Raw genomic sequence first — 13,403 nt, 5'->3', positions numbered from 1 at the left:
TCTGATGTGCGACCTCTGCTGCGCCGCTTCTGATGTGCGGCCTCTGATGTGCGGCCTCCGGCATGGCCGGTGAGACGGGCTCCGCCACCGGTGATCCGGTCTCGGCCGGCCCTTCGTCCGCCGGACCGCCCCTTCGGCCGCCGCCCTCCTCCCGCTCATCTCGTCGGAACTCGCTTCTCCTGCAGGTCAGTTACGTCCCAGCAGGCCGCCGGCCAGACCGATCAGCACCGGCGCGACTCCGAGTGCCAGAAACGCGGGCAGGAAGCACGCCGACAACGGCAGCGTGACCAGCACCCCGGCCCGCCGGGCCCGTGCGGTCGCCGCTCGGGCCTGATCCGCACGGAGTTCGGCGGCGACCCGGGATGCCGACTCGACGGCCGGCACCCCGGATATCCCGGCGCGCTCCATACAGCGCGCCAGCCCTTCGGCACCGGGAAGAGCGGCCAGTCGGGGCCATACGACGGCGGGTTCACCGCCCAGGCGCAGTTCCGCCGCCACCTGGCGCAGCCGCTCGGCGACCGGCCCGTCGAGCGACCTGCCCACCGCCTCGGCCGACTCCCGCGGCCCGGCCCCCGCCGCGAGGCAGGCCGCCAGCAGGTCGCCCGCCGGTGCCAGCTCCGCTCGTACCTCCGCGTCCGCCGACCGTGCGGCCTCCGCGCCCCGTTGGTGCACCAGCCGACGATGCGCCCCGTATCCCACGGCGAGTCCCGCCAGGACACCCGTGACACCACCGATGAGAATGACCATGAATGCGGCCGCTCCGAGAGGCCCGGCCCACTCCTTCAGCCGGCCGCTTCGTGCGGTGCCGCCCTCCACGCTCGGCGTCCGACTGCGGTGCCAGAACCGGAACCAGAGCCGGAGCCGAGGCCGGGTGAGCCGGCAATGCGGGTGGCGGGGCCCGCCGTATCGGCCGGGCCCGGCGGCCCACATCTCCGACGCCCGCCTCCGTACGGCACGCCCGCGGCGCGCCTCCCGCACCAGAGCGACGGCGCACAGCACCGCCGTCATGGCGGCAACCGCCATCCCCACCCTGTGGATAACTTCCGTACTCACTCCGATTCCCTCCCTACGCGTCTTCCGCGGTCACGACGATCCGGGCCGTCCAGGCCACTCCGCACCACTCCAGGAGCCCGCCGACCGCCAGGCAGCCCCACCCGGCCGGGGTGTGCAGCAGCACCCGGAGCGGGTCGGCGCCGAGTGCGCTGCCCATCAGAAGCCCGCCCACCGGCAGCAGGGCGAGCATCAGCGCGGTGGCCCGCGGGCCCGCCAACTGCGCTCGCAGTTCGTCGCGTTGATCCCTCTGGGCTCTGAGTCCTGCCGCGATCCGCTCCAGGCCCGAGGCCAGTCCTGCGCCGCCCTCCACCGCCACCTGCCAGCACGCGGCCATTCCGGTCAGTCCCCGGGCCCCCGGCAGCCGGGCCGCCGCCCGCAGCTCCCGGGGCACGTCCCCGCCGTATCGCGCGGCCGCCATCACCGCCGAACCGACCGCGCCGAGCCCCGGAGCCCCCGCGGCGAGCAGGGCCTGGGCGGGCTGCCGCCCGGCCCGCAGCTCGCCGGCCACCGCCGCACACAGCCCGATCACCGCGGCAGAGCGCCCTTCGCGGGCATGCACCGCTCCCCGGGCGGCCAGCCACCGGCGGACGAGGAAGAAGGCGGCCACGGAAGCGAGTACCGGGAGCACGGATCTGCCCATCACCGCCGGCACCAGCCCTACCGGCAGGCACCAGATCTCCCGCCCGCAGTCCCCCCAGCGACCGAAGCTCCAGCACCGCCCCGCTTCCCCGTCGACCATCCGCCCCGCACACCACTTCCGCACCCCCTCGCCCCGCAGCCAGGCCCGCCACCCCGCTGCCGGGTCCGCCTCTCCCACGCCCCCGAACAGCGCCCGGGCCCGCCGCCGTACGTCGTCCCGACGGCCGCCGGCCAGCCGGACCGCGACCACCGCGCAGAGCACCGCGGCCGCCGGCGTGATACCGACCGCGCTCATCGGGCTCCGCCCTCGCTCCGCTCGCACAACCGCATCAACCGCCCCCAGCCCCGCGCCTCTTCGAAGCCGTCCGGACCCCAGACGGCAGCCGGCACGGTCACCACGAATCCGTCGCGGTCCCGCTCCAGGACATGCAGCTCGGCGATCCGGCGGCGGCCGGTCCGGTCGCGCACCAGATGCAGGACGACCGAGAGCGCGGCCGCCAATTGGCTGTGCAGCGCGGCGCGGTCCAGGCCCGCTGTCGAACCCAGGGCCTCCAGGCGCGCGGGGACGTCGCATGCCGCATTGGCATGGACCGTGCCGCAGCCGCCCGAGTGCCCTCCCTAACCCTCCATGGGTTCAGGGAACCGGCGCGCTCTAGGGACTCCCATGCAACAGCCCACCTGCGTGATCTATGACCGCCTGTCCCGCCTCTTCGCCGAGGAAGCCCCCGACCACCGCATTGCCGCGTGTCGTGCGTACGCCGAACAGCGTGGTTGGAAGGTGGTGCACGTCGCCACTGACACGAACGTCAGCGGAGCAAGCAAGCTCGAAGACCGGCCCGGTATGCGAGAAGTGCTCTCTTGGCTTCCGCGAGTTGACTACGTCATTGCCGCGAAGCTGGATCGTTATGCGCGAAGCGTTCTGGAATTCCAACGGCTTCTCGATGCTGCGAAATCGACCCGAACGACGGTCATCACAGCGGACGGCGTTGTAAGCCCGGAAAACGCAAGCATCATCATCAACGTTCTTGCTGCTTTCGCAGAGTACGAGCGAGACATGATTACGGCGCGAATCACGGACAGCAAGAAGCACTTCCGTTCACGTGGCAACCACCTGGGTGGACTCGCCCCTTACGGATACGCGGTCACCGGTCCAATCAATGACAAGCGCTGGATCATTGACGAAACTGCCGCTGCGGTTCTCCGCGACTGTGCCGACAAGCTCATCAACCACGGCGCAACGCTCACGGGCCTTGCGCGCGAACTGAATGAGCGTGGAATCCTTCCCCCTGCGGATCACGCACGACAGCGAGACGGACGCAAACTAGCCCACGAGCAAGAGGGACGCGGCGGACGTAAGAAGGAACCCCAGCGTTGGTACACCACGACCTTGCGGGATGTTCTTTACACGCCTGCCCTTCGCGGCTGGCTGGTGCAGTCTGTACCTGGCAAGAAGCGCGGAGCGATCCATAACCAACCCGTCCTTGACGCAGAAGGGCGGCCCATTTCAACTGGGCCCGAAATCCTCAATGGTGAAACCTGGGCAGCAGTACGCGCAATCATTGACGGTAAGTCCAAGGGGCGCGGAGTGGAGCGCAGCGGCAAGGCTCTTCTGCTACACGTCGCGCTGTGCTCCGAATGCGACGGGCCCCTTTACCGGCAGCGCCGTGAAGTCAGCGGCAAGGATTACAGCACGTACGTATGCCGAGCCGGGGTCGGTAAGCAGGGAATTCACCGCCCCAACGTCATCACGGCGCACTACCTAGATGAACTCGTTTCCGCCGACTACTTGAAGCGCTTCGGCTCATTCACGCTCATGCGCTGGATGGAGCCTGACGGCAGCGCCGTACTACAACTCTCCGAAGTGACAACGCAGATTGAACGCCTTGCCGGGAATCTGTCACAACTCGACCCGAACGGAACGGCAGCGCGGGTAGCCATTACGCAAATTGCGGCCCTGGAAAACCGGCAAGCTGAATTGCGCGCGGAAGCCGACCACTCCGAAGGCCGCTGGGTAGACGCCGGGGGCACCGTGGCGGACGAATGGCAGCGACGCACTGATGAAGGCCGACGGAGCCTGTTGGCTGACCTGGGGGCGCGCGTTACGGTCCGGCCCGCAACGCCCGGAGCGCCGCGACGGTTCGACCCGTCACGAGTGTCGGTTGAGTTCGAAGGCCCGGCATGGTTCCGCGACGATCCGGCGGCAGCGGAACTTGCCGCTCTCGCCAACGTTGAGAGAGAACACCAGAAAGCTTCGTAAGCCCGCCTGAACGCCGCTGACGGCCCGCCACTGGATTCCCCCCGCTGGCGGGCCGTTCGCGTGCCTGCGGGGCACAGAGGGGCGCTGAGTCGTAGATACCAGAGCCCCCGCCCCTGCGGAACAGCGTTTCAACCAGCGCAGTGCGGTGGAACGGTGGTTCTTACCTTGTTTTCGATATCCCTTGAGAAAGTCACAAGGAAAACAGAAACAACCCTCAAACCACCGTTTCACCGCAGCAAGCCCAGTCAGCGCCACCACGCGAAGTTCAGGCAACCCTTGCGCTCTAGTAATTGCGGGATGGAAGCGCGGGGCGACCGGCCAGCCGTTGAGGAGAACTCCGGTGCCGGTCGCCCGCGCAACTCCCAAGAACGCATGGCAGTGCGTTCCCCTGATTCAAAGCCCGGATTCCTTGCTGAGCGACCGCTGCCACGGTTGAGCAAGGAATCCGGGCTTTTCTCATACCCATCACCGACTCACGTGAGTCGGTGATGATCTTCATTCTAACTAGGGGGCACCCATGCATAGCGCCACCGAGACACGCGCACTCGTACGCGCCCTATCAGCGCGAAGCTTGGGCGCGACCCTCACGATTCGCGGTTACGGCATCGTATTCAATTCTCCATCTGCACCGTTGGGGAATCCGCCGTTCATTGAGCAGATCAGCCCCGCTGCCTGGTCACCAGAACATGATGCGACGGACGTTCTGTGTACGTTCGACCATGACACAAGGAATTACCTGGGTCGCCGTTCCTCGGGGACGCTACGGCTTGGCGCTGACCAGACCGGCATTTGGTTTGAATGCGACCTGCCCGATACCGCTGCCGGGCGGGACGTGTTCGCCCTGGTTCAGCGTGGCGACATCCCAGGTTGCTCGTTCACGTTCCGTGCCGACGATGACGAATGGTCGAAAGCTCCGGACGGAACACCCCTGCGGACTGTCACGCGAATGCGCGTGCTCGAACTGGGACCCGTCCTCAATCCCGCCTATCCCGACACCAGCGTTGCCGTGCGCTCCATGCGTAACGCAGGAATTTCCCGCGCTGCCTTCACCGCCGAAAAGAGTGATTCCATGACCGACACTTTCCCGACCGGCGCGATTGGCATTATCACCGATGATGACGCCAAGCGTTCCCGTGATGATGTCAAGCTCTTTGGTCGGGCTCTTTCTGAGCTGCGGGACGGCGATTGGATCAAGGCAGAGGCAACGGCATATGCGCCGGAAATCCTCGTTGCTGCGGGCAAGGGATCAAAGCTCATCGACAAGGTTACCTCTTTCCCATTCAATCGCCAGCGCGGCTATGTGCCGATCGCTCCCAGGGTGACGGCCGTTATCCAGCCGCGAAATGAGGCGGCAACCTTCATTCAAAACGAGGTTACGGCCCCGGATTTTGCGGCGGTCAAGGTGTCGGCCATGGTGAGCATTGACAAAGACACCCTTGTCGATATCCCTCCGACTGAGGCGGCTACGAATACCGCTCTTGCTGCCGCAATTGGTCAGCGGATGGATCACGTACTCATCAATGGTGGGACAGACGGCGACGTGACCGTTACCGGAATGCTCGCGGACGGGAAGGCCACCACCGTTACGGCGATCGACTTTGACTCGCTGGCCGATGCCATTGCCCGAATCGAGGATTCCGGCGGCGTGGCGACTGCGATTATCGGTCGTCCTACCGATATTGCCGGGGTCAAGAAGAAGGTGGACGGCAACAAGCTGGACAAGCTCCCTGAACTGATCAGCATTCCTGATCTGGCGGACGGCACAGTTGGCATTCCTGCCGGTACGGTCCTGGTCGCTGATCTCTCCTCCGTCGCCGTGGCACTGCGAAAGAACCTTGAGATATTCAAGACTGAGACAGCGCCGGAAGCCTTTGAACGGGACCGCGCTTTCATTGCGGGTCGTTCCCGCATTTCCTCTGTCACCTTGGCTGACGCTGCCCGTGTTCAGGTCCTCAAGGTCGGCAAGTAGTGGCCTGTCAGTGCGCATCATGTTTGCGTCTACGTCGGGAAGAGGCGGAATCCCGCAGGGAACGGGAATCCAGCTTCTTGGAGCGCGTGGCCGACAAGGCGACGGCTGCGGGCTTTCCCGGACTTCTGCCCTGTCTCGTTGGCGAGTGCCGCACTGGTGACGCCATCCGGTATCACGCGCCGGAAGATGTGGACGTTGTGGACCCGCAATTGGTCCGCGAACGGTGCGGCGTGAGGATTCCGACCGCTAAGAAGTCGGGCCTATCCATTGCGTGCAAGGAGTGCCAAAGCGCACTTCACTGGGCGGGGGTGTTCCTGGTTGATTAGCGACCGAACCCGTGAGCGACTGATTCGGTGGGCGGCGATCATCCGGCCCGTACCCGCTGAGCTTGAGCCCCTACTAGTCGAGACGGCAGCGCGCATGGCTGGTATAGGAAGGCGCGGGATACCTCTGCGGTGCGACTACTGCGACGGCAACGGGCCAGCGTCGGCAGTGGTGTTGGCTTGGGCGCTGCCCATTCGGTCGGGTGGGAAGCGCGAGCGTCACAACATTCGTATGGCGTGCGGCGGTTGCTGGCGAGAGATCGGCAGGCATGACGGCCTGAGCGTTCCTCACGGCGCTGCAATTGCTCGCAAGGCCAGTCCTCATACGAGGGACGCAATCGCCTGCCTTTAGTGGTCACGGGAGGGCGGGGCGCGTCGGAAGTTCCCGGCGCGTACCCGCTGGCGATCCCGGCCCAAGCTCGAAACCTCTCTGCGTAACAAACACGCCCTTCGCCGTTGTTCGTCTTCCCCGAAAGGAGGTAACCCCTTGAAGGTAACCACCTGCCAACACAAGCCGTGCGGAAAGCCGTTCGGCAAGAACGCCGACGCGAGACAGCGCTACTGCGGCGCTGCCTGTCGAGTCGCCGCGTCACGCGCCCGCAAGGCAACGGCACCGATCGGCAGGCTTGCCACCGTGACGGCCCTGAGCGCCCCTGAGAGCGCCCCGGAACGGTTCGATGACGTACGGGCGCTCTGGGGCGCTCTGATACGCCAGGTGGCCGCTGACGGCTTCATGGTCATCGGTGCCAGCGGGCTTCCGGTCGCGCATCCGGCGCTGAGGTACTTCTCTGCGCTGCACTCTGCGATGCGCGACCTTGAGACGGGCACGGAGTCCGGCAGCGCGGAAAGCCCGCTCGAACAGATGCAGCGCCTTGCCCGGCAAGCTCTGGACGACTACGACGCGGAGCACACCACGTGATCGTTCAACACCCCGTGAGTCCCGAACTCGCCTTGCTGGCTTGCCGGTTGGGCGATACGACCGACCCGCCGACGCATCCCCTGTGGGTCCCGTTCGCGGCGCTCTTCGCGGCGGAGCTGGGTCGGGCTCCACTGCCTACGGACCTGTTCGCCTGCATGGTCTGCCCGTGCCACTTCTGACCCCTGCCCGGTACCTACTCGCATCGCTGCGGGTCGGTGCCGGGCTTTCTTGCGTTTCATAACGCTAAGTTGTGGACCAGTCGGCAAGGCGATGGATTGAGCCTGTAATGTCCATATTTCCTGGGGCCCAGCCGGCTGAAATGGCGGCTACGTTCCGTGATCGAGCCAATCGAAGAGCCCCGCCGCTCCGAAGGGGGTGGAGTGGCGGGGCTCAGGTCGGTGGCGCGGGTCGGCTGGTCAGCCGTGGGACTTGGCGAAGGCGACCAGTCCGGCGAAGCCTTCGCGGCTCAGGTTCAGGTGGGGCCCGTTCGGGTCCTTGGAGTCACGGACCAGGAACTCACCCGTGACGGCCGCGTACTCCGGGGCCCACTCGATGCACTGGCCGCCGTTTCCGTCGCTGTACGTGCTCTTGACCCACTGGTCAGGCCGGGGGCCGTGCGTGTTGCTCATCTGTCGTACTCCTCCGCGATCTCACGAATCAGAGCCACGGACTCTTCGGGGTCACGTGCGGATGCCCGCAGACGCTCAAACGTTGCACGTCCGTGGTTCACCGATTGCGCGGAGTCCGTCACGTGCCCCTGCCCCATGGCCTCTGTGTACAGGACTGTTGCCCCGTCGTCTGGTGTAAGCAGCGTAAAGGGTGTACCTGACGCGGGGGCACCCGTCCGGGAGCGAAGAACTTGAAGCGTGACGTGGGGTTTTCCTGCGTCGGCGGCAAGCTGGCGGAGTTGGGTAGCCATGACGGCTCGACTCCCGACCACCGTGCGCAAGGTCGCTTCGTGAAGGATCACCCAGAGCAGAGGCGGCGCCTCCCGCTCCAAGACTTCACGCCGGGCCAACCGGGCTTCCACCCTGGTCTTGATCTGGTCGCCAGTCTCGTACGGGAAAGTCGCCCGGAACGTGGCCTCGGCGTACTCCCACGTCTGCAACATGCCCATGATCAGACCGTTGGAGTAGTCCTCAATCTGGCTGGCCTGCTTCTCCAAGTTGATGTACGGGACGAACCAGCCAGGGTGACCGTTTTCGCTGATCCGGACGAGAAGCCGGGCGAAGTACCCCGAGGTGTTGAAGAAGCGGTCACAGCCTTCGGCGAAGGCTGGGGACGGCATGGCCTTGCCGTTCTTGACCTTGCTGACGTAGGGCTCTTTGTAGCCGGTGAAGTCGGCTAGTTCGCGCTGGCTAGCTTCCTTGTGGATCAGGGCTGCCTCTAGCTCCCGCCCGAACCACTCAAGGCCGTTGGCGGGCTCGCTGCGCTGATCGGGTGGCAGTTCGGTCATGTGTCCAACTCCCCACTCTTTCCAAATGCGTTGGAAAGGCTCCAGACCTTTTGAGCGTACGCCTGCCGGGTCACTGTGGGTGTAGTTCCGGTTGCACCGCACTACGACGGCACGAAGGACCCCAGCAATGGACCAGGCACCGCAGACCCCCCAGCCCACGGACGAGGTGGACGAGCTGGCCGCGCTCATAGAGGCGGGTGGGTTCTGGCGGCTGGTTCCGGAGTGGGTACCGCGTACCGGCTACGCGTCGCCAACTCGGGGCGTTCTCAAGGATGTTGAGGCCGGACTACGAAGGCGGTTGGAACGGTGAGCGCTCAGACCACGACGACGGCAGCGGCAGCGCTTCGCGGCCCCGACCTTGAGCCCGTACCCGTGGACGGCTGCGACGTGTGCGCGGCCCTTGCCCGGCAGCGCGAGACGGCCCGAACCATGGGAAGCCCCGTCACGGTCAGGAGCTGCAACGAGGAGATTGCGAACCACCCGCACCGAAGGGCCGACAGGGAATGAGGGCTAAGAACCCCGTCGCGAAGCCGCCACGAAGCGTGAAGCGTGAGCCTGCATTCCCTGGGCCGGAAGCAATCAAAGTCGGCATGGTCATCTTCGATCGCGACTATGAAATGCCCGGCACGGTCCGGGGTGTGGACGCACCTTTCATCGAAATGATTCGTCCGACTGGTCTCGCGTGGCGCGTCCATTACCGCAGGCTCCGCCCGGCGACTGAGTGGGAGCAACGGCAACTGGTAGCGGTCGGCAGGCTTCACAGGCAACGGAGGAAGGGCAGGGCATGAGCACGAAGACGCGACCCGAAGCAGCCACGGAATGGGCAGCGGGCACGGTTGGAGAGGATGTTATGACCGTGCACAAGCTCACCGGACCGCTGCAAGACGCCCGCCGCACGCGGGAGTTGAAAGCGGTATGCGGCGCCGGTAAGGCCAGCGACGAGAAAGACGTATGGGCTCGCGCCGTGAACTGCCCGCGCTGCCTCGCCACCACATGACTCCCGCCCCTGCCGGACGTGCCGAATTCGAGGCTCCCCCGTACTCGGGTCGGATTCCTGGCAGGGGTGGGGCTAAGCCCGTTTGGTTGCTCGCGTGACGGTCGGCAACCGAATGGTTCAAGAGAAGCACTACGAAAGGGAAGCCAATGATCAGGATCTATGAGGCCAACGGCGGAGACGGATTGCCCGGCGAGCCTGCCCCGCCGCCCCCGCCTCCCACCCCGGACGGTGGCCCCGGCGTTCCCAACCCGCCGAAGGCCGCCTAACCAGTGACCACCAACGCACACCAGGAGCGCCCCAGCCGTACTGAGCTGGGGCGCGTCCTCATGTCTGGGGGCGCGCTCACTTCGGATTGGGCCCCCTCGTTCGCTGCGGTCCCCCGTGCCTCATTCCTGCCGGACCTCATTTGGCCGTTCGACATGAAGACGGGGCAGAGCGTTCCCGTGTCACGGTCGGAAGATCCGGATCTCTGGTTCGGGTACGCAGACTCTGACGTTCCCGTTGTGACCCAATGGGACGACGGCAAGCACACCGGTACTGAACCTGGGGAAGTATCCACGTCTTCGGCTTCTATGCCGTCCGTCGTGTTCCGGATGCTCAGTGATCTAGACGTGAAGCCCGGTAACCGTGTCTTGGAAATCGGCACGGGCACCGGATGGAACGCCGCATTGCTGGCGCACCGGTTGAGGTCTGAGAACGTCGTCACCGTGGAACTTGATCCGGTCGTTGCCGCCGACGCACGCACGGCCCTGAACGCGTTCGGGCTTGGTGTTCTGGTCATCAATCGCGATGGCCTCAAGGGCTACCCGGAAGGGGGGCCGTACGACCGGATCATTGCCACGTGCGGTTTCCGGTCCATCCCGTTCACATGGGTTGAGCAGAGCAGACCCGGCGCGGTCATTGTCGCCCCGTGGGGGACTCATTACGGCAACGGTGACGCCGTGGCCCGGTTGGTCGTCGCGGACGACGGACAGAGCGCCACGGGGTCGTTTACGGGGCCGGTGGAGTTCATGAAGGCGCGAGCCCAACGCCTTTCGACTGTCGTGCACGCTGAGTACGTCAGCGGCAGCGTGGCCGACCGTGACAAGTCGTCCACCACGATCACGGAAGACGCCTTCATGGGGGCCCAGTTCAGCCCCCAGCGGTTCGCAATGGGCCTCAAGGTCCGCAACTGCGTTCACGTCGTGGCCGACAAGCGCGACGGGGAACGGCCCGTGTGGTTCTACGGACTCACGGACCGATCATGGGCGTGCGTCATGTTCCGTGACGGCGACGAAGCGCAGGTGTGGCAATCCGGCCCCCGCCGACTATGGGACGAAGCCGAAGCGGCTTACCGATGGTGGATGGAGAAGGGCAAGCCGGGACACAAGCGCTTCGGGCTCACGGTCTCGGGGGATGGTCAGCGCGCGTGGCTGGACGATCCCGCCGAGTCCTGGCCAGTCTGAACCGCTGAACCAGCGGCCCCGTCTGTGCTTCGCCCTTGTGGCGCATGGGCGGGGCCCTTGGCGTCTATGTATGGTTACGCCAGGCACTCGCCTTCATGGCCCGTATTGAGCGCCGCCAGCAAGTCCGTGACCTCGGCGCCCCGCACCTCCCCCACCACCAGCCGATCCGGACGCATCCGCAGCGCCTGCCGTACGAGGTCGCGCAGCGTCACCCGCCCGACGCCCTCCTGATTGGCCGGCCGGCTCTCCAGCCGCACCACATGGGGGTGGTCCGGCCGCAGCTCCGCCGAATCCTCGGCCAGGACGATCCGCTCGGCCGGGCCGACCAGTCCGAGCAGCGTGCTGAGCAACGTGGTCTTACCCGAGCCCGTACCGCCGCTGATGAGAAAGGACAGCCGGGCCGCCAGCACCGCCGCGAGCAGCCGGTCGCCGCCGGGCGGGACGGTGCCCGCCGACACCAGTTCCGCGAGGGAGAAGGCCCGCGGCCGCAGCACCCGTAACGACAGACAGGTCCCGGCGACCGCCACCGGGGGCAGCACCGCATGCAGCCGGGTGCCGTCCGGCAGCCGGGCGTCCACCCAGGGCCGGGCATCGTCCAGCCGCCGCCCGGCCACCGCCGCCAGCCGCTGGGCGAGCCTGCGCACCTCTGCCGCGTCCCGGAAACGGACACCGGTACGCTCCAGCCCGCCGCCGCGGTCCACCCATACCTCGTCCGGTGCGGTGACCAGGACGTCCGTGACATCGGGCGCGGCCAGCAGGGGTTCCAGCGGCCCGCTGCCCACCATTTCGGACCGCAGCGCGGCCACCACACCCAGCACTTCGGCATCCCCCAGGAGCCGCCCCTGCTCGCGCAGCGCCACCGCCACCCGGGCGGGCGTGGGCTCCGCCCCGGCCTCGGCGAGCCGTCTGCGCACCACCTCCAGCAAGTCCTGGCCCTGGCTCATGACCATCCGCCGTCCCGGCCGGCTGTACGGGAACCCATCGGGTCGGCCACCGGCCACGGCATCGCACCGGGACTCGGCCCCGCCCTGAGCCCCGGACCGCCACCCGGTTCCGGATCCGGCTCCGGCTCCGGCCCCGGACGGCTGCCGGGCCAGGCACCCGGCGGGTCTGCGACTCCCGCCCCGCCGCCCTCGCTGCCGCTCTCCGCCACGCACCCCCAGAACCCCGCGCAGAATCGCGCCAGCGGGCCGCGCACCTGCGCCCCCGGCGGCACACCACGCGCCAGATCCGTCACCAGGCTTGCCTCCCAGGGCACTTCGCCCGCGAGCGGCAGCTCCATGAGGCGGGCGATCTCGTCCGGCGGCAGTCCGTGCCCATGGCGTCCGGGGGTCCCGCGCGCCACCACCCGCAGATCTCCGAGAACCTTCTGCACCCCCGACACCACCCGTTGGGCCGCCGCCACCGCGCGCAGTTCCGTAGGGATGAGCAGCAGGCCCATGTCCACCTGCCCGAGAGCTTCCGCGGCCGCCTCGTCGACCCTGCGCGGCAGGTCCACCACCACGACGCCGCCACGACGCCGGGCAGCGGCCATGACCGCGCGCATGGCCGGGGGCGGGATGGTGACATCGGCTCCCCGGTCCCAGCTGAGGACCCGCAAGGCGTGCAGCCGCGGCAGCGACTCCGCCAGCGCGCCGCAGGCCACCCGGCCGCGCGATTCGGCGAAGGCGGGCCAGCGCAGGCCCTTTTCCTTCTCCCCGCCCAGCAGGACGTCCAGCCCGCCACCCAGGGGATCTCCGTCGACGAGCAGGGTGCGCCGCCCCGTCCGGGCCGCGGTGACGGCCAGCGCGCCGGCCAGGGTGCTGGCTCCGGCGCCGCCGCAGCCGCCGATGACGCCGACCGTCAGGGCCGGGGGCCCCACGCCTTCGACGGCGTCGGCGATCCGGTCGGCGAGCCAGCGCTCACCGTCGGGGAGAGCCAGGACGCGCTCGGCGCCGAGCGCGACGGCTTGGCGCCAGAGACCCGGGTCGTCCGCATCCCCACCCGTGAGGATGACCCCCGCGCGCCGTGCGCAGCCGAGCAACCGGGGCGCGCAGTCACCGCCGACGATCACCAGAGGCGGTGCTTCCCAGTCCGCTCTGCGGGCCGGCAGGCCATGTGCCACTTCGGGCAGCGCACCGGCCGCGGCACACAGCCGCAGAAGATCGTCGAGGAGTCGTTCGTCCTCGGTGATGATCAGCGGTCCGCCCCGCTCTTCGCCGGTCCGGACCAATCCTTTCGATGGCGTGGTTTCGGCCACGTTCCGTCCCCCTGTCGCTACGCACCTCGCACATCCGCGAACTCGCGGCTTTTTACGATGCAGCGATCGGGAAAATCTTGTGGATCTTGAGCCGAAATTGTGGACA

At 67.3% G+C, this 13,403-nt stretch carries 11 protein-coding genes and 2 pseudogenes; 6 read left to right on the top strand and 7 right to left on the bottom strand.

Annotated elements, in window-relative coordinates; genetic code table 11:
* Positions 1-186: 186 nt before the first annotated feature.
* The 3 genes and pseudogenes from ABR737_RS25455 to ABR737_RS25445 form a co-directional block, all read right to left on the bottom strand.
* Positions 187-747: a type II secretion system F family protein gene (locus ABR737_RS25455; protein WP_350252541.1), complete on the bottom strand. Its 561-nt coding sequence runs from the start codon at positions 745-747 to the stop codon at positions 187-189.
* 319 nt (positions 748-1,066) lie between these two features.
* Positions 1,067-1,987, bottom strand: a complete 921-nt coding sequence (locus tag ABR737_RS25450; protein ID WP_350252539.1) for a type II secretion system F family protein — start codon at positions 1,985-1,987, stop codon at positions 1,067-1,069.
* A pseudogene (locus ABR737_RS25445) lies at positions 1,984-2,307 on the bottom strand (ATPase, T2SS/T4P/T4SS family); the annotation flags it as partial. The gene ABR737_RS25450 and the pseudogene ABR737_RS25445, both read right to left, overlap by 4 nt.
* Positions 2,308-2,356: 49 nt before the next feature.
* Between ABR737_RS25445 and ABR737_RS25440 the strand changes: the two are divergent.
* The 3 genes from ABR737_RS25440 (at position 2,357) to ABR737_RS25430 (ending at position 7,160) form a co-directional block, all read left to right on the top strand.
* On the top strand, positions 2,357-3,949 hold the full coding sequence (locus ABR737_RS25440) for a recombinase family protein (RefSeq protein WP_350252537.1): 1,593 nt from the start codon (positions 2,357-2,359) through the stop codon (positions 3,947-3,949).
* A 571-nt stretch (positions 3,950-4,520) separates the two neighbouring features.
* Entirely contained in the window at positions 4,521-5,918 is a 1,398-nt protein-coding gene (locus tag ABR737_RS25435) for an HK97 family phage prohead protease (RefSeq protein WP_350231128.1), read from the top strand.
* 810 nt (positions 5,919-6,728) lie between these two features.
* Positions 6,729-7,160: a hypothetical protein gene (locus tag ABR737_RS25430; RefSeq protein ID WP_350231129.1), complete on the top strand. Its 432-nt coding sequence runs from the start codon at positions 6,729-6,731 to the stop codon at positions 7,158-7,160.
* A 416-nt stretch (positions 7,161-7,576) separates the two neighbouring features.
* Here ABR737_RS25430 and ABR737_RS25425 read toward each other — a convergent pair whose 3' ends face one another.
* Positions 7,577-7,789: a DUF397 domain-containing protein gene (locus tag ABR737_RS25425; protein ID WP_350231131.1), complete on the bottom strand. Its 213-nt coding sequence runs from the start codon at positions 7,787-7,789 to the stop codon at positions 7,577-7,579.
* Positions 7,786-8,616 carry a helix-turn-helix domain-containing protein gene (locus ABR737_RS25420; RefSeq protein WP_350231132.1) on the bottom strand — a complete coding sequence of 277 codons (831 nt, stop codon included), beginning with the start codon at positions 8,614-8,616 and terminating at the stop codon, positions 7,786-7,788. Before ABR737_RS25420 ends, ABR737_RS25425 begins: the two co-directional genes overlap by 4 nt.
* 127 nt (positions 8,617-8,743) lie before the next feature.
* On the opposite strand from ABR737_RS25420, the gene ABR737_RS25415 reads away from it, so the two are divergent.
* From ABR737_RS25415 to ABR737_RS25405, 3 genes are all read left to right on the top strand, one after another.
* The gene (locus ABR737_RS25415; protein ID WP_350252536.1) at positions 8,744-8,926 is read left to right on the top strand and encodes a hypothetical protein; all 183 of its coding nucleotides are present in this window, start codon (positions 8,744-8,746) and stop codon (positions 8,924-8,926) included.
* 474 nt (positions 8,927-9,400) lie between these two features.
* A complete protein-coding gene (locus tag ABR737_RS25410) occupies positions 9,401-9,613 on the top strand; it encodes a hypothetical protein (protein ID WP_350231133.1) in 213 nt (70 codons plus the stop codon).
* Between the two features lie 269 nt (positions 9,614-9,882).
* Complete coding sequence (locus tag ABR737_RS25405) at positions 9,883-11,058, top strand: methyltransferase domain-containing protein (protein WP_415740008.1); 1,176 nt, start codon at positions 9,883-9,885, stop codon at positions 11,056-11,058.
* A gap of 83 nt (positions 11,059-11,141) precedes the next feature.
* Here the strand turns inward: ABR737_RS25405 and ABR737_RS25400 are convergent.
* Both ABR737_RS25400 and ssd read right to left on the bottom strand, forming a co-directional pair.
* Positions 11,142-12,002 (bottom strand): annotated as a pseudogene (locus ABR737_RS25400) (TadA family conjugal transfer-associated ATPase); the annotation flags it as partial.
* A complete protein-coding gene (gene ssd, locus ABR737_RS25395) occupies positions 11,999-13,297 on the bottom strand; it encodes a septum site-determining protein Ssd (protein WP_350252534.1) in 1,299 nt (432 codons plus the stop codon). The pseudogene ABR737_RS25400 and the gene ssd, both read right to left, overlap by 4 nt.
* Positions 13,298-13,403 lie beyond the last annotated feature (106 nt).

Source organism: Streptomyces sp. Edi2, assembly GCF_040253635.1.
Classification (GTDB): domain Bacteria; phylum Actinomycetota; class Actinomycetes; order Streptomycetales; family Streptomycetaceae; genus Streptomyces.
This window is presented reverse-complemented; position numbering and strand designations above follow the sequence as displayed.

Excerpts from the sequence above, each read along its gene's own strand:
- ABR737_RS25455 (WP_350252541.1), bottom strand. The coding sequence starts at position 747 with ATGGTCATTCTCATCGGTGGTGTCACGGGTGTCCTGGCGGGACTCGCC.
- ABR737_RS25450 (WP_350252539.1), bottom strand. The coding sequence starts at position 1,987 with ATGAGCGCGGTCGGTATCACGCCGGCGGCCGCGGTGCTCTGCGCGGTG.
- ABR737_RS25440 (WP_350252537.1), top strand. The coding sequence starts at position 2,357 with ATGCAACAGCCCACCTGCGTGATCTATGACCGCCTGTCCCGCCTCTTC.
- ABR737_RS25425 (WP_350231131.1), bottom strand. The coding sequence starts at position 7,789 with ATGAGCAACACGCACGGCCCCCGGCCTGACCAGTGGGTCAAGAGCACG.
- ABR737_RS25420 (WP_350231132.1), bottom strand. The coding sequence starts at position 8,616 with ATGACCGAACTGCCACCCGATCAGCGCAGCGAGCCCGCCAACGGCCTT.
- ABR737_RS25415 (WP_350252536.1), top strand. The coding sequence starts at position 8,744 with ATGGACCAGGCACCGCAGACCCCCCAGCCCACGGACGAGGTGGACGAG.
- ABR737_RS25410 (WP_350231133.1), top strand. The coding sequence starts at position 9,401 with ATGAGCACGAAGACGCGACCCGAAGCAGCCACGGAATGGGCAGCGGGC.